The sequence below is a fragment of the Kitasatospora sp. GAS1066B genome (assembly GCF_041262605.1).
Classification (GTDB): domain Bacteria; phylum Actinomycetota; class Actinomycetes; order Streptomycetales; family Streptomycetaceae; genus Kitasatospora.
In genome coordinates this window covers 258,545-276,000 of record NZ_JBGCCO010000001.1, presented here as the reverse complement: position 1 = coordinate 276,000, position 17,456 = coordinate 258,545, and the positions used below count along the sequence as shown (strand labels likewise).

Annotated in this window: 2 protein-coding genes; one reads left to right on the top strand and one right to left on the bottom strand. The window is 73.6% G+C overall.

The features are described from left to right. Positions 1 to 41 precede the first annotated feature (41 nt). Positions 42 to 1,151 (bottom strand): agmatinase family protein, encoded by a 1,110-nt coding sequence (locus ABH937_RS00620; protein ID WP_280689078.1) that lies wholly within the window; start codon positions 1,149 to 1,151, stop codon positions 42 to 44. A 626-nt stretch (positions 1,152 to 1,777) separates the two neighbouring features. Here ABH937_RS00620 and ABH937_RS00615 point away from each other — a divergent pair. Next, positions 1,778 to 17,308: a type I polyketide synthase gene (locus tag ABH937_RS00615; RefSeq protein ID WP_370216743.1), complete on the top strand. Its 15,531-nt coding sequence runs from the start codon at positions 1,778 to 1,780 to the stop codon at positions 17,306 to 17,308. Positions 17,309 to 17,456 lie beyond the last annotated feature (148 nt).

Sequence of the window (17,456 nt, the reverse complement as noted above, 5' to 3'; positions counted from 1 at the left end):
CCTGGCGGGCCGGCCTCACCCCATCGGGAAACGTGACGGCCTTAGCCCATCGGGAACTTGACCTGCCCGGAGACGATCGGGTTGAGGTAGTTCGGTCCGGCGATCTTCAGGCGGTTCATCGCCAGGCCGGTCAGGCCCTCGAAGATGGCGCGCCGGGCGTTCATCGTGGTCGAGTATCCGGGGTCCAGGTGCGGGGCGACCTCGACCACGTCCATGCCGATGACCTTGGTCTCGTGGCAGATCCGGCGGAAGGCCGGGAAGATCTCACGGTTCGTCAGGCCGCCGGGCTCGGGGGTGCCGGTGCCGGGCGCGAAGGCCGGGTCGAGCACGTCGATGTCCAGCGAGAGGTAGACGAACTCGGCCTTCTCCTGGACCTCGGCGATCGCCTTGTCCAGCACCGCGTTGAACCCGATCTGCTCGATCTCGGCCATGAAGTGCGACTTCATGCCCTGCCGGCGCATCCAGTTGAACAGCTGGTTGTCGGGGCCGGTGATGGTCCGCAGGCCGACCTGGACCACGTTGCCGGCCGGGACCTTCTCGTCCTCGATGATCCGCCGGATCGGGGTGCTGTGGGTCACCTTGTGGCCGAACTGGCTTTCGTGGCAGTCCGGGTGGGCATCGAAGTGGATCACGCCGATCTTCTCCGGGCCGTACACGTCGGCCAGCGCGCCGACGCTCGGCCAGAGCAGCGAGTGGTCGCCGCCGAGCAGCACCGGCACCGCGCCGACCTCGGCGATCTCCCGGACCAGGGAGCGGATCGGGCCGATCGAGTTCGGCGTGCTGAACGGGTCCACGGCGGCGTCGCCGTAGTCCACCACCTTGAGCACGTCGAACGGGTTGATCCGGGTGCTGGCGTTGATCACCGCTTCGGGGGTGTTGAAGACGTAGCGCTCGTCGGAGCGGATCATCCGCGGGCCGTAGGAGGCGCCGCGGTGGCCGACCGAGGCGTCCAGCGGGATGCCCAGCACGGCCACGTCGACGTTCCCGGCCCGCAGGTCGTCCTGGTTGAGGCAGAGCGGCACACCCATGAACGTGGCGATGCCCGAGTAGGCGGGGTGCGCGTAGTAGCGGCGGATGTCGATCGGCCCCGGCTCCCGAGCGGGCGACGCTGACCGGTCGATCTCCACGCGCTGCGCAGGTATCTGAGGCATCTCGTTCAACACATCTCCCCGGTGGCCGGCACGGCGCATTTCCCCATGCGATCGGTTCGCATATAACTCGCGATAACTTCAGCGTAGTTGCGCGGCAAATCCGCAGCCCCCCGATTCGCCTCCTAGCTGCCCCCTTCGACCCCTGTCCAGCGGCCGATCAACCCCTACGCGCGCCCCTTGTCGATCAGGGTGCTCGGGGCGGCCGTCCGGGTGCTGACGATCCGTCGGGAACGGCGCGGCGGCCAGGCGGCCCTAGGGGCAGGGTAGGGGTTGGCGCTCCGATCCGGCCGCTCTACCGTGACGCCGGAAAACGTCGTGTCGACTGCCCTGACCGCGCCTGGGCAGGCAGTTCGACCGGAGACCCGTTGGAGCGTCGCAGATGGCAGGAGTGTCGGGCCTGCTGCCGATCGGGCGCGATGACCACGGCAGTTCGGACCTGGTGAAGCCTCTGGCGGACGCGTTGCCCCCGCGCGGGGCAGCCGCCGCCCGGGGCTTCGCGGCGCTCCGGGTGGCCGTCGTCGGCGGGACTGTGCCCAGGACGTTTCGTCGCCCGCCCGAAAGCGTCGGAAAAACCTTCTGCGTGGGCGCACCCGCGCGCAGCCGGAATGCCGTAATGAGGTCACGAAATGGCGAATGAAGAGACACTCCGCAGCTACCTCAAGCGGGTGACGGCCGACCTGGCACAGACGCGGCTGCGGCTGCGCGAGGTGGAGGCCAAGGACCAGGAGCCGATCGCCATCGTCGGCATGAGCTGCCGGCTCCCCGGCGGGGTCACCTCGCCCGAGGAGCTGTGGCAGCTGGTCGCCGGCGGCCACGACGCGATCTCCGAATTCCCCACTGACCGCGGCTGGGACCTGGACGCGCTGTACGACCCCGACCCGGACTCCGTCGGCACCTCCTACACGCGCGAGGGCGGCTTCCTGCACGACGTCGCCGAGTTCGATCCGGCGGTCTTCGGGATCTCGCCGCGCGAGGCGCTCGCCATGGACCCGCAGCAGCGGCTGCTGCTCGAAGCGGCCTGGGAGGCGTTCGAGCGGTCCGGCATCGACCCGACCGGGCTCAAGGGCAGCCGGACCGGCGTCTTCGCCGGGACCAACGGCCAGGACTACCTGGCGGTCCTGCTCAACTCCACGGACGACGTCCAGGGCTATCTCGGCACCGGCAACGCGGCCAGCGTGCTGGCCGGGCGGCTCTCCTACACCTTCGGGCTGGAGGGTCCGGCGGTCACCGTCGACACCGCCTGCTCGTCCTCGCTGGTCGCCCTGCACCTGGCGGTGCAGGCGCTGCGCAACGGCGAGTGCTCGCTGGCGCTGGCCGGCGCTGTCACGGTGATGAACACCCCGGGCAACCTGATCGACTTCAGCCGCCAGCGCGGACTGGCCGCCGACGGCCGGTGCAAGGCCTTCGCGGACGCCGCCGACGGTACGGGCTGGGGCGAGGGCGTCGGCATGCTGCTCGTCGAGCGGCTGTCGGACGCTCGTCGCAACGGGCATCCGGTGCTGGCGATCGTGCGCGGTAGCGCCGTCAACCAGGACGGCGCTTCGAACGGTCTGACGGCGCCGAACGGGCCGTCGCAGCAGCGCGTCATCCTCCAGGCGCTCGCCAGCGCCCGGCTGACGCCGGATCAGGTGGACGCCGTCGAGGCGCACGGCACCGGTACCCGGCTGGGCGACCCGATCGAGGCGCAGGCCCTGCTGGCCACCTACGGCCAGGGCCGCCCCGAGGGCCGGCCGCTGCTGATCGGCTCGATCAAGTCCAACCTCGGGCACACCCAGGCCGCGGCGGGCGTCGCCGGTCTGATCAAGATGGTCATGGCGATCCGGCACGGCGTGCTGCCCAAGACGCTGCACGTGGACCGGCCCTCGTCGCAGGTGGACTGGTCGGCGGGTGCGGTCGAGGTGCTCACCGAGGCCCAGCCGTGGCCGGAGACCGGGCAGCCGCGCCGGGTCGGCATCTCCTCGTTCGGGGTGAGCGGCACCAACGCGCACGTCATTGTCGAGCAGGCCCCCGCCGTCGAGGCGACCGCTGAGGCCGTCGTCGAGCCGGCCGTTGAGCCGGCCGCTGTGCTCCCCGCCGTGCTGGCCTGGCAGCTCGCCGGGCGCACCGAGGACGCGCTGCGCGCGCAGGCAGCCCGGCTGCGGGACCGGCTGGCGGCCGACCCCGGGCTCGAACCGCTGGACGTGGGCTACTCGTTGGCGACCGGCCGGGCCGCGCTGGAGCAGCGCGCGGTGCTGGTGGCGAGCGACCGCGCGGAGTTCCTGCGCGGGCTCGGCGCACTGGCGGCGGGCGAGCCGGCCGCCGGCGTGGTGCGGGGCTCGGCGGCGGAGCGCCGCACGGCGTTCCTGTTCACCGGGCAGGGCAGCCAGCGGGCTGGGATGGGCGCGGAGCTGTACAGCGCTTTCCCGGTGTTCGCGGCCGCCCATGACGCGGTCTGTGCGGAGCTGGACCGGCACCTGGAGACGCCGCTGAAGGATGCTTCGGCGCTGATCGACCAGACCGCGTACACCCAGCCGGCGCTGTTCGCGATCGAGGTGGCGCTGTTCCGGCTGGTCGAGTCGTTCGGGGTGCGGCCGGACGTCCTGGCTGGTCACTCGATCGGTGAGTTGGCGGCCGCGCATGTCGCGGGTGTGCTGTCGCTGGCGGATGCGGCGAAGTTGGTGGTGGCGCGCGGGCGGTTGATGCAGGCGTTGCCGTCCGGTGGTGCGATGGTGGCGGTGCAGGCGGCTGAGGACGAGGTGCTGCCGCTGCTGGCGGGGCGCTCGGATGTGGCTGTCGCTGCGGTCAACGGGCCTTCCTCGGTGGTGATTTCGGGTGCCGAGGCAGCCGTGGTCGAGGTGGCCGGGCAGTTGGCGGAGTTGGGGCGCAAGACGAAGCGGCTGACGGTCAGCCACGCGTTCCACTCGCCGCTGATGGCGCCGATGCTGGCCGAGTTCCGGTCTGTCGCTTCGGAGTTGACGTTCAACGCGCCACAGTTGCCGATCGTCTCGACGCTGGACCAGGGCGCCGATCTGACGTCGCCCGAGTACTGGGTGCGGCATGTGCGCGAGGCGGTGCGGTTCGCCGACGCGATGCGCACGCTGGAGGCCCAGGGCGTCACGAGTTACCTGGAGTTGGGCCCGGACGGGGTGCTCAGCGCGATGGGTCAGGAGTGCGTCGGCGGCGATGCGGTGTTCGCGCCGGTGCTGCGCGGCGACCGACCCGAGGTCCAGGCGCTGACCACCGCCCTCGCCCAGGTCTTCGTGCGGGGCACGGCCGTCGACTGGCGGGCGCTGTACGCCGACCGCGGTGCCCGCCAGGTGGACCTGCCCACCTACGCTTTCCAGCGCCGCCGCTACTGGCCGACCGCCGCTGCCTGGGCGGAGACCGCGGTGGCCGGGTCGTCCGAGAGTGACGCGGTGGACGCCCGGTTCTGGGCGGCCGTGGAGCGCGGTGACTTGGAAGCGCTCACCAGCACGCTGGCGCTGGACGGTGATCAGCCGCTGAGTTCGGTGCTGCCGGCGTTGACCGCTTGGCGTCGGCAGAGCCGGGATCGTTCCACGGTGGACGGTTGGCGCTACCGGATCGGTTGGCGGCCGACCTCGGAGGCGCCGGCGGCCGTGGTCGCGGGTCACTGGCTGCTGGTGGTCCCGGCTGGTGGAGCGGGTCAGGAGTGCTCGGACGCCGTCGAACAGGCGCTTGTCCAGTGCGGTGTGACGGTTGGTCAGATCACCTGGGATGCGGCGTCCACGGGCCGTGCCGAGCTGGCCGAGCTGCTGCGTGCCGCGTGCGCGGCGGATGGGCAGCCGGTTGCCGGGGTGCTCTCGCTGGTGGCGTTGCAGGAGGGCGCGTGCCCTGGTCTGCCGTCGGTGCCGGCCGGGCTCTCCGGCACGCTGGCGCTGGTTCAGGCGCTGGGGGACGCCGGGATCGGGGCGCCGCTGTGGTGTGCGACCCGGGGCGCGGTGTCGACCGGGCGGTCCGATCGCCTGGACTCGCCGGCACAGGCGCCGGTCTGGGGTCTGGGCCGGGTGGTGGCGCAGGAGTATCCCGAGCGTTGGGGCGGTCTGGTCGATCTCCCGGAGACGCTCGATGAGCGGGCGTTGGGCCGGTTGGTGGCCGTGCTGGGTGGCCTGGGTGCCGAGGACCATCTGGCGATCCGTTCCTCCGGGATTCTGGCGCGCCGGTTGCTGCGTGCGCCGCGGGTCGAGGCGGCCCGGGCCGAGGCGGTGGTTGCGGGGTTCGCTCCGCGCGGGACGGCGCTGGTCACGGGTGGTACCGGTGCGCTGGGTGCGCATGTCGCGCGGTGGTTGGTCAAGGCCGGCGTCGAGCATCTGGTGCTGACCAGCCGGCGGGGTCGCGAGGCGGCGGGTGCGGCCGAGCTCGAGGCCGAGCTGACCGCGCTGGGCGCGCGGGTGACGGTGGCCGCGTGTGATGTGGCGGATCGTGGCGCGCTCGCGGAGCTGCTGGCCGCGATCCCGGCCGAGTTCCCGCTGACCACGGTGGTGCACGCCGCCGGCGTGCTGGATGACGGTGTGCTGGACGCGCTGACGCCTGAGCGGTTGGCGGGCGTGCTGCGTCCCAAGGTGGATGCCGCGGTCAACCTGGACGAGCTGACCCGCGAGCTGGACCTGTCCGCGTTCGTGCTGTTCTCCTCCTTCGCGGGTGCCTTCGGCGGCCCCGGGCAGGGGAACTACGCGGCGGCGAACGCTTTCCTGGACGCGCTGGCCGAGCAGCGTCGGGCCGCCGGTCTGCCTGCCACCTCGGTGGCCTGGGGTGCCTGGGCCGAGGGCGGCATGGCGGGGGACGCGGTGGTCACCGAGCGGCTGCGCCGGGCCGGGATGCCGGCGCTGGCGCCAGAGCTGGCGATCACCGCGCTGCAGCACGCGCTCGATCACGACGAGACCTACTCGCTGGTGGTGGACCTCCGCTGGGACCGGTTCGCACCGCAGTACACCGCGATCCGGCCGAGCACCTTCTTCGCCGAACTGCCCGAGGCGGTGCAGGCGATGGCGGAGGCCGACACGAAGGACGGCGAGCCGTCGGATGCCGGGTCGCTGCGGCAGCGGCTGGCGGCCGCCTCCGGTGGTGAACGTGCGCGGCTCGCGTTGGACTTCGTGCGGACGCAGGTGGCGGCGGTGCTCGGGTACCCGGGGCCGGAGGCGGTGGAGCCGGCGAGGGCTTTCCGGGAGTTGGGCTTCGACTCGCTGACAGCGGTGGAGCTGCGCAATCTGATCGCCGCGCTGACCGGTCTGAAGCTGTCGGCGACGCTGGTCTTCGACTACCCCAACGCCACCGCTCTCGCCGAGCAGCTCTGTGTCGAACTCCTCGGCACGGTCGGGGAGACCGCTGTCCTGGCGGCGGCCGAGGGGCGCCCGGTCGATGACGACCCGATCGCGATCGTCGGCATGGCCTGCCGGTTCGCGGGTGGGGTGAGCACGCCCGAGGACCTCTGGCGGCTGCTCGCGGACGGCACCGACGCGCTCACCGACTTTCCCACTGACCGCAGTTGGGACCTGGACGCGATCTACCACCCCGACCCCGAGCATCCCGACACCACCTACGTGCGGGAGGGTGGTTTCCTGGCGGCGGCGGGTGCTTTCGATGCCGGCTTCTTCGGGATCTCGCCGCGTGAGGCGCTGGCGATGGATCCGCAGCAGCGGTTGCTGCTGGAGGTCTCCTGGGAGGCGTTCGAGCGGGCCGGGATCGACCCGGCCGCGTTGCGTGGCAGCCGGACCGGTGTGTTCACCGGTACCAATGGTCAGGACTACCTGCCGCTCATCCTGATGGCACCGGACGGCTCCGAGGGCTTCCTGGGCACCGGCAACGCGGCGAGTGTGATGTCGGGGCGGGTCTCCTACAGCCTGGGGCTGGAGGGGCCGGCGGTCACGGTGGACACGGCGTGTTCGTCCTCGCTGGTCGCGCTGCACTGGGCGATCCAGGCGCTGCGGGCGGGCGAGTGCTCGCTGGCGCTGGCCGGTGGTGTGACGGTGATGTCGACGCCGGGGTCGTTCATCGACTTCAGCCGGCAGCGTGGGCTGGCGGCGGATGGGCGCTGCAAGGCGTTCGCGGCGGCGGCCGACGGTACGGGCTGGGGCGAGGGTGCGGGCATGCTGCTGGTCGAGCGGCTCTCCGACGCCCGTCGCAACGGGCATCCCGTGCTGGCGATCGTGCGCGGTTCGGCGGTGAACCAGGATGGCGCTTCGAACGGTCTGACGGCGCCGAACGGTCCCTCGCAGCAGCGGGTGATCCGGCAAGCGCTTTCCAGTGCCGGGCTGACGGCCGATCAGGTGGACGTGGTCGAGGCGCACGGGACGGGTACGGCGCTGGGCGACCCGATCGAGGCGCAGGCGCTGCTGGCGACCTATGGGCAGGACCGGCCGACGGACCAACCGCTGTGGCTGGGTTCGGTGAAGTCGAACCTGGGACACACCCAGGCGGCGGCCGGTGTCGCGGGCATCATCAAGATGGTCCTGGCGATGCGGCACGGCGTGCTGCCCAAGACGCTGCACGTGGACGAGCCTTCGCGGCAAGTGGACTGGTCCGCCGGCGCGGTGGAGCTGCTGACCGAGGCCCGGCCGTGGCCGGAGACCGGTCGGCCGCGTCGCGCGGCGGTGTCGTCCTTCGGGATCAGCGGCACCAACGCGCACACCGTGCTGGAGCAGGCGCCGGAGGTCGGCGCGGCGCCGGTCGCCGAGGTGACCGTGACGGCGCCGGTGGTGCCGTGGCCGCTGTCCGCTCGCACCGAGGCGGCGCTGGCGGCCCAGGCGGAGCGGCTGAGTGACCACCTGGTGGCGCTGCCCGAGGCGCGGCCGGTGGATGTCGGCTACTCGCTGGCCACCACGCGGGCCGCGCTGGAGCACCGCGCGGTCGTGGTGGCCGAGGACCTGGACGGCTACCGCTCGGCGTTGGCCGCGCTGGTGGCGGGAGAGCGCTTTCCGGGGTTGGTGGAGGGTACGGCGGCGCTGGGGCGTACGGCGTTCCTCTTCACCGGGCAGGGGAGCCAGCGCCCGGGCATGGGCGCGGAGCTGTACAGCGCTTTCCCGGTGTTCGCGGATGCGCTGGACGAGGTGTTCGCGCACCTGGACCAGCACCTGGAACGGCCGCTGCGCGAGGTGATGTTCGCCGCTGAGGGTGAGCTGATCGACCAGACCGCGTACACGCAGCCCGCGTTGTTCGCGGTCGAGGTGGCGCTGTTCCGGCTGCTGGAGTCGTGGGGTGTGCGGCCCGAGGTGCTGGCGGGCCACTCGATCGGTGAGCTGGCCGCCGCACACGTTGCGGGCGTTCTCTCGCTCGCCGACGCGGCCAAGCTGGTCGCCGCCCGTGGCCGTCTGATGCAGGCGCTGCCCGCAGGCGGCGCGATGGTGGCCGTCCAGGCGGCCGAGGACGAGGTGCTGCCGCTCCTCGCGGACCGCACGGACGTGGGTGTCGCTGCCGTCAACGGGCCTTCCTCGGTGGTGATTTCGGGCACCGAGGCGGCTGTGGTCGAGGTGGCCGGGCAGTTGGCGGAGTTGGGGCGAAAGACGAAGCGGCTGACGGTCAGTCACGCGTTCCACTCGCCGTTGATGGAGCCGATGCTGGCCGAGTTCCTGGCTGTCGCTTCGGAGTTGACGTTCAACCCGCCGCAGCTGCCGATCGTCTCGACGCTGGACCAGTCCGCTGACCTGACGTCCCCCGAGTACTGGGTGCGCCACGTCCGCGAGGCCGTCCGCTTCGCCGACGCGATGCACACGCTGGACGCCCAGGGCGTCACGAGTTACCTGGAGTTGGGCCCGGACGGTGTGCTCAGCGCGATCGGCCAGGAGTGCGTGACCGAGCCGGCGTCGTTCGTGCCGGTGCTGCGCGCGGGCCGTCCGGAGGCGCGCGCCGTGGTCACCGCCGTCGCGCAGGCCTACGTGCAGGGCGTGGCCGTGGACTGGGACGCGGTCTTCGCCGGCCAGGGTGCCCAGCGGATCGAGCTGCCCACCTACGCCTTCCAGCACGAGAACTACTGGCCCGATGTCCCGGCGCTGGGTGCCGGCGACGTCACCATGGCGGGCCTCGGTGCCACCGACCATCCGTTGCTCGGCGCGGCGGCCGAACTGCCGGACTCCGGTGGCCTGGTGTTCACCGGCCGGCTCGCGCTCGGTACCCACCCGTGGTTGGCCGACCACGCCGTGATGGGCTCGGTGCTGCTGCCCGGCACGGCCTTCGTCGAGATGGCCGTGCGCGCGGGCGAGCAGGTCGGCTGCGACCTGCTGGAGGAGCTCACCCTCACGGCGCCGCTGATCCTGGCCGCGCAGGGTGCGGTCCAGCTGCGCCTGACCGTGGCCGCGCCGGACGCGTCCGGGCGGCGGGCGCTCAGCGTGTACTCGCGGCGCGAGGACGTCCCGGCCGAAGAGCCGTGGACCCGGCACGCGACCGGTCTGCTCGGCTCCGGCGCGCAGCCGGCCGCATTCGACCTCGCCGAGTGGCCGCCGCCCGGCCTGACCGAGGTCGAGCTGGACGGCCACTACCAGGGGCTGATCGAGCTGGGCTTCGAGTACGGCCCGGCCTTCCAGGGCCTGCACCGGGTCTGGCGCGGCGACGGCGAGGTCTTCGTCGAGGTCAGGTTGCCGGAGCACGCGCAGGGCGACGCCGGCCTGTTCGGCCTGCACCCGGCGCTGCTCGACTCCGCGCTGCACGCGCTCGGCATGGCCGACACCGACGGCGAGACCGACTGGCACGGCCGGCTGCCGTTCTCCTGGACGGGCGTCTCGCTGTTCGCGGTCGGCGCCTGCGCCCTGCGGGTGCGGCTGACCAAGACCGGCTCGGACGTGGTGTCGCTGGAGCTGGCCGACGAGGCCGGACGTCCGGTGGCGTCGGTGGACGCGCTGGTGCTGCGGGCCGTGTCGGCCGAGCAACTGCGGTCCGCGCAGGCCGCGTTCCACGAGTCGCTGTTCCGCCCGGAGTGGGTGGCGCTGGCCCCGGCCGCCGCCCCGGCGGGCGAACGCTGGGCGGTGCTCGGCGACGGTGCCCGGGCGCTGGACGGCCTGGATCGCGACCTGCCGTCCTACGCCGACCTGGACGCGCTGCTGGCGACCGGGACGCTCCCCGACGCGGTGATCGTGCCGTGCTTCGTGCCGGACGCCCCGGACGCCCCGGCGGCTGACACGCCCGGGACGGTGCTCGCGACCGTGAACCGGGTGCTCGCGCTGGCGCAGGCTTGGCTGGCCGAGGACCGGACGGCCGACACGCAGCTGGTGCTGGTCACCCGGGGCGCCGTCGCGACCGCCGACGACCCGGACCGGACCGACCTGCCGCACGCCGCCGCCTGGGGCCTGGTGCGCTCGGCGCAGACCGAGAGCCCCGCGCGGATCGTCCTGGTCGACCTCGACGAGGACGCCGCCTCGGCGCGGGCGCTGACCACCGTGCTGGCGCACGAGGAGCCGCAGCTGGCGATCCGTCAGGGCGTGCCGCACGCGCTGCGGTTGGCCCGGGTGGAGTCCACGTCGCGTCCCGAGGCGGCGGCCGAGGCCCCCGCCTTCGGGCCGGACGGGACCGTCCTGATCACCGGCGGCACCGGCACGCTCGGTGCCTTGCTCGCCCGCCACCTGGTCACCGAGCACGGCGTCCGGCACCTGCTGCTCACCAGCCGCCGTGGTGCCGACGCCCCGGGTGCGGCCGAACTCATCGCCGATCTGGACGAGTTGGGCGCCTCGGTGACGGTCGCGGCCTGCGACGCCGCCGACCGGGAGGCGCTTGCCGCGCTGCTCGGCAGCGAGCTGGCGCAGCCGCTGCGTGCCGTCGTGCACACGGCGGGCATCACCGACGACGGCATCCTCGCCTCGCTCACCCCCGAGCGGATCGCGCAGGTGCTCCGGCCGAAGGCCGAAGGAGCCTGGAACCTGCACGAGTTGACCGCCGGACTCGACCTGTCGGCCTTCGTGCTCTTCTCCTCGGCCGCCGGTCTCTTCGGTGGCCCGGGCCAGGGCAACTACGCCGCCGCCAACGCCTTCCTGGACGCGCTCGCGCACTACCGCCGGGCCCAGGGCCTGGTGGCGACCTCGCTCGACTGGGGGCTGTGGGCGCAGCAGAGCGGTGTCAGCGGCCACCTGGACGCGAACGACCTGGCCCGCCTGGAGCGTTCGGGTCTCGGCGCGCTCGGTTCGGCCGAGGGCATGGCACTGTTCGACGCCGCGCTGGCGGCCGAGGGCGCGGACGCCGTCCTGGTGCCGATGCACCTGCGGACCGCCACCCTGCGCGAGCAGGCGGCAGCGGGCCTGCTGCCCACGTTGCTGCGCGGGCTGGTCCGCACCCCGCTGCGCCGGAGCGTGATGCCGGTGGCCGCAGGCGCGGTCGGTGGCGAGTCCGAGCTGCTCACCCGGCTGGCCCCGCTGCCGGTGGCCGAACAGCGCGAGGCGCTGCTGGAGCTGGTGCGCGGGCAGATCGCGGCCGTGCTCGGCTACTCCGGTGCCGAGGCCGTCGGCGCCGACCGGGCCTTCAAGGAGCTGGGCTTCGACTCGCTGACCGCCGTCGAGCTGCGCAACCAGCTGAACACGGCGACCGGACTGCGGCTGCCCGCCACGCTGATCTTCGACTACCCCAACCCGGCCACCCTGGCCGGCCACCTGCGCGACGAACTGCTGGGCTCGCAGCCGGAGTTCACCCAGCAGTCGGCCACCGTCCGGACGGCAGCGGCGGCGGCGGTCGATGACGACCCGATCGCCATCGTCGCGATGGCCTGCCGCTACCCGGGCGGGGTGTCCTCGCCCGAGGAGCTGTGGCAGCTGATCGCCGCCGAACGCGACGGCATCGCCGGATTCCCCACCGACCGCGGCTGGGACCTGGACGCGCTCTACGACCCGGACCCGGACTCGCTGGGCACCTCGTACACCCGCGAGGGCGGGTTCCTGTACGACTCCAGCTACTTCGACCCGGCGTTCTTCGGCATCTCGCCGCGTGAGGCGCTGGCGATGGACCCGCAGCAGCGGCTGCTGCTCGAGACCTCCTGGGAGGCCTTCGAGCGGGCCGGGATCGACCCGGCGACCGTGCGGGGCACCTCGGTCGGCGTCTTCGCCGGTGTGATGTACCACGACTACGGCACCCGCCTGCGGGCCGCTCCGGACGAGGTCGAGGGCTACCTCGGCACCGGTAGTTCCAGCAGCGTGGTGTCCGGGCGGGTCTCCTACACCTTCGGTCTGGAGGGCCCGGCGGTCACCGTCGACACGGCCTGCTCCTCCTCGCTGGTCGCGCTGCACCTGGCGGTCCAGGCGCTGCGCAACGGCGAGTGCGCGATGGCGCTGGCCGGCGGTGTGACCGTGATGTTCACCCCCGGCACCTTCATCGAGTTCAGCCGGCAGCGCGGCCTGTCCGAGGACGGCCGCTGCAAGTCCTTCGCCGCGGCGGCGGACGGCACCGGCTGGGGCGAGGGCGCGGGCATGCTGCTGGTCGAGCGGCTCTCCGACGCCCGGCGCAACGGGCACCCGGTGCTGGCGATCGTGCGCGGCTCGGCGATCAACCAGGACGGCGCCAGCAACGGTCTGACCGCGCCGAACGGGCCCTCGCAGCAGCGGGTGATCCGGCAAGCGCTCTCCAGTGCCGGGCTGACGGCCGATCAGGTCGACGCGGTGGAGGCGCACGGTACCGGCACCGCGCTCGGCGACCCGATCGAGGCCCAGGCACTGCTCGCCACCTACGGCAAGGAGCACTCCGCCGACCGGCCGCTCTGGCTCGGGTCGGTCAAGTCCAACCTGGGACACACCCAGGCGGCCTCCGGCGTCGCGGGCATCATCAAGATGGTGCAGGCGATGCGCCACGGCGTGCTGCCGAAGACGCTGCACGTGGACGAGCCCACCCCGCAGGTGGACTGGTCCGCCGGCGCGGTGGAGCTGCTGACCGAGGCCCGGCCGTGGCCGCAGACCGGACGTCCGCGCCGCGTCGCGGTCTCCTCCTTCGGCATCAGCGGCACCAACGCGCACACCGTGCTCGAGCAGGCGCCGGAGGTCGGCACGGAGCCGGCCGCCGAGGCGTCCGGGTCGGCGCCGGTGGTGCCCTGGGTGCTCTCCGCCAAGGGCGAGCCGGCGCTGCGGGCACAGGCCGCCCGGCTGCGCGCCCGGCTGCTGGAGCAGCCTCAGGCGCGCCCGGTCGACGTCGGCTACTCGCTGGCGACCACCCGGGCCGCGCTGGAGCAGCGTGCGGTGCTGGTGGCCGACGACCGGGCGGAGTTCCTGAGCGCGCTGGACGCGCTGGCGTCCGGGACGGCGCCCGGCGCGAACCTGGTGCAGGGTTCGGCCGGTGCAGGGCGCACCGCCTTCCTCTTCACCGGCCAGGGCAGCCAGCGAGCCGGGATGGGCGCCGAACTGTACAGCGCTTTCCCGGCGTTCGCCCAGGCCTACGACGCGGTCCGCGCGGAGCTGGACAAGTACCTTGAGACGCCGCTGTTGGAGGCCGACGCGCTGATCGACCGGACGGCCTACACCCAGCCCGCGCTCTTCGCGGTCGAGGTGGCGCTGTTCCGGCTGGTCGAATCCTGGGGTGTGCGGCCCGACTTCCTGGCCGGGCACTCGATCGGTGAGCTGGCCGCCGCGCACGTCGCGGGTGTGCTGTCCCTGAGCGACGCGGCCGAGCTGGTCGCCGCGCGCGGTCGCCTGATGCAGCAACTGCCCACGGGCGGTGCGATGGTGGCGGTGCAGGCGGCCGAGGACGAGGTGCTGGCGCTGCTGACGGGCCGCGCGGATGTCGGTATCGCCGCTGTCAACGGGCCGTCGGCCGTGGTGATTTCGGGTGCCGAGCAGGCAGTGCTTGAGGTCGCGGAGAAGCTGGCGGCCGACGGTCGCAAGACGAAGCGGCTGACCGTCAGCCACGCGTTCCACTCGCCGCTGATGGAGCCGATGCTGGCCGAGTTCCGCGCGATCGCCGCGCGGTTGGAGTTCCACGAGCCGCGGATCCCGATCGTCTCGACGCTCGACCAGGGCGCGGACCTGACCTCGCCCGAGTACTGGGTGCGCCACGTCCGCGAGGCCGTCCGGTTCGCCGACGCGGTCCGGACCCTGGAGGCGCGCGGCGTCACCCGGTACTTGGAACTCGGTCCCGAGGGTGTGCTGGCGGCCATGGGCCAGGAGTGCGTGGCCGAACCGGCGGTCTTCGCGGCGGCGCTGCGGGCGGGCCGTCCGGAGGCGCGGACGCTGGTGACGGCGGTGGCCCAGGCCTACGTGCAGGGCACGGCGGTCGACTGGGCGACGGCCTTCGCCGGGCACGGCGCCCAGCGGGTCGACCTGCCCACCTACGCCTTCCAGAAGGAGCGGTACTGGCTGGACATGGGCGTCTCGCTCGGTGACCTGGCCACCGCCGGCGTCGACCCCACCGGGCACCCGCTGCTCGGTGCGGCGGTCGAACTGCCGGACTCCGGCGGCTTCGTCTTCACCGGCCGGCTCGGGATCTCCACCCAGTCGTGGCTGGCCGACCACGCCGTGATGGGCTCGGTGCTACTGCCCGGCACGGCCTTCGTCGAGCTGGCGCTGCGGGTGGGCGAGGAACTCGGCTGCGACCTGCTGGACGAACTCACGCTGGCCGCACCGCTGATCCTGCCGGAGCGCGGCGGCGTCCAGCTGCGGATCACGGTCGGCGCGCCGGACGACTCCGGCAGCCGCCCGCTGACCCTGCACTCGCGCCATGAGGACGCGAGCGCCGAAGAGCCGTGGACCCGGCACGCCACCGGCCTGCTCAGCTCCGGCGCGCAGCCGGCCGGCTTCGATCTGGCCAGCTGGCCGCCGGTCGACGCCGAGCCGATCGACCTCGCCGACTTCTATGCCGGGATGGCGGCGGCCGGGCTGGAGTACGGCCCGCTCTTCCAGGGGCTGCAGCGGGCCTGGCGTCGCGACGGCGAGGTCTTCGCCGAGATCCGGCCCGCCACGGCCGGATCGGCACCGGACGCGCACGGTCCGCACCAACTGGGTCTGGACACCGCCGCGTTCAGCCTGCACCCGGCGCTGCTCGACGCGGCGCTGCACGGGGTGGGCCTGGGCGGCGTCGTCGCGCGCGCCGACCAGGACGCGGGCCGGGCCCGGCTGCCGTTCTCCTGGAGCGGGGTCCGCCTGCACGCCGCCGGCGCGGCCGCGCTGCGGGTGCGGCTGACGCCGGCCGGGACGGACGGGGTGTCGTTGGAGCTGGCCGACGAGGCCGGACGTCCGGTGGCGTCGGTGGACGCGCTGGTGCTGCGGGCCGTCTCGGCCGAGCAACTGCGCTCCGCGCAGGCCGCGTTCCACGAGTCGCTGTTCCGCCCGGAGTGGGTGGCGCTGCCGCCGGTGGCCGCCTCGGCGCCGGAGAACTGGGCGGTGCTGGGCGATGAGACCCAGGCCCAGGCGCTGGGCGCGTTCGGCCGCGAGCTGACCGTGCACCCCGACCTCGCCGCGCTGGTGGCGAGCGGTGCGGCGCCCGAGGCCGTGGTCGTCCCGTGCGTCGCGCCGGACGGCACCGGGCCGGAGCTGGCCGAGGTGGCCCGGACCGCCGTGCACCGGGCGTTGGCGCTGGTCCAGTCCTGGCTCGCCGAGGACCGCCTCGCCGACACCCGCCTGATCGTCGTCACCCGGGGCGCGGTGGCGACCGGCGAGGACGCCGGCGTCACCGATCTGGTGCACGCCCCGGTCTGGGGTCTGCTGCGCTCCGCCCAGGCCGAGAACCCCGACCGGATCGTGCTGGTCGACCTGGACGCCGACGCCGACCCGCGGCGCGACCTGCCGGCGGCACTGGCCACCGGCGAGCCGCAACTGGCCGTCCGGGCGGGCCTGCCGCACGGGTTCCGGCTGGGCCGGGTGCCCGCCGCACCGACCGAGCGGGCGAGCCTGCTCGACCCGACCGGCACGGTGCTGGTCACCGGCGGAACCGGCGCGCTCGGCGCGCTGGTCGCCCGCCGGCTGGTCACCGAGCACGGCGCCCGGCACCTGCTGCTCACCAGCCGGCGCGGGGCCGACGCCCCGGGAGCGACGGAACTCGTCGCGGAGCTCGGTGAGTTGGGTGCCCAGGTGGAGCTCGCCGCGTGCGACGCGGCCGACCGGAAGGCGCTTGCCACGCTGCTGGCCGCCGTGCCGGCCGAGCGGCCGCTGACCGCGGTCGTGCACACCGCCGGCGTGCTGGACGACGGCGTGATCTCCGCGCTGACGCCCGAGCGGCTGGACACCGTGCTGCGCCCCAAGGTGGACGCGGCCTGGCACCTGCACGATCTGACGCAGCATCAGAATCTGGCCATGTTCGTGCTGTTCTCCTCGTCCTCCGGTGTCTTCGGCGGCGCGGGACAGGGCAACTACGCCGCCGCCAACACCTTCCTGGACGCGCTGGCCCAGCACCGCAGGGCGCTGGGTCTGGCGGCCGGTTCGCTGGCCTGGGGCCTGTGGGCGACGGACGGCGGCATGGCCGGCGGTCTGGACGAGGCGGACGTGGCCAGGCTGGCCCGGGCCGGGTTCGCCCCGCTGGCGCCCAAGGAGGGCATGGAGCTCTTCGAGCTGGCGCTGGGACTGGACGACCCGGTGCTGGTCCCGATGCGGCTGGACGCGGCGGTGCTGCGCGGCCAGGGCGACCCCGAGCTGGTGCCGCACCTGCTGCGCGGTCTGGTCCGGATCCCGGTCCGCCGCCCGGCGTCCGCCGGGGCGGCCGGAGCGGCCGGACGGGGCGCGGAGGCGACCGAACAGAGTTCGCTGGCCGAGCGGTTGCGCGGCCTGCCGGACGCCGAGCGGGATCGCCTGCTGCTGGACCTGGTGCGCGGCCAGGTGGCCGCGGTGCTGGGCTACGGCAACGCCGAGGCGATCGAACCGGAGCGCGGCTTCGTCGAGTTGGGCTTCGACTCGCTGACCGCCGTCGACCTGCGCAACCGCCTGGGCGGGCTGGCCGGGCTGCGGCTGCCGGTCACGCTGATCTTCGACTACCCGACACCCGTGGCGCTGGCCGGCTACCTGCGCGAGGAGACCCGCCAGGACGAGGCGGCCGGCGGCCCGGCCCTGCCGATCGGTGCGGAGTTGGACCGCCTGGAGTCGGTGCTCGCCACCCTCACCCCGGGGGACGAGGACCGCCGGAGCATCACCACCCGCCTGCGCACCCTGCTGTCGATGTGGACCGAGACCCAGCAGCCTGAGGCGGCCGCCACCGCCGACCCGGCCGCCGACGCCGAGTTGAGCTCGGCCACCGCGGACGAGCTGTTCAGCCTGCTCGACGAGGAGTTGGGCCTGAACTGACCAGCCTCGGGCCTGAACCGGCCCGGCGCAGACCGGGCCCGCCGGGGGACTGACACCCCGGCGGGCCCCCGCAAGCTCGATCGCCCCCTTTGGACCGGAGCACCGTCCCGGTCCAAGGGGGGCGATCGTGTGTCGGGGGGCACGCCTC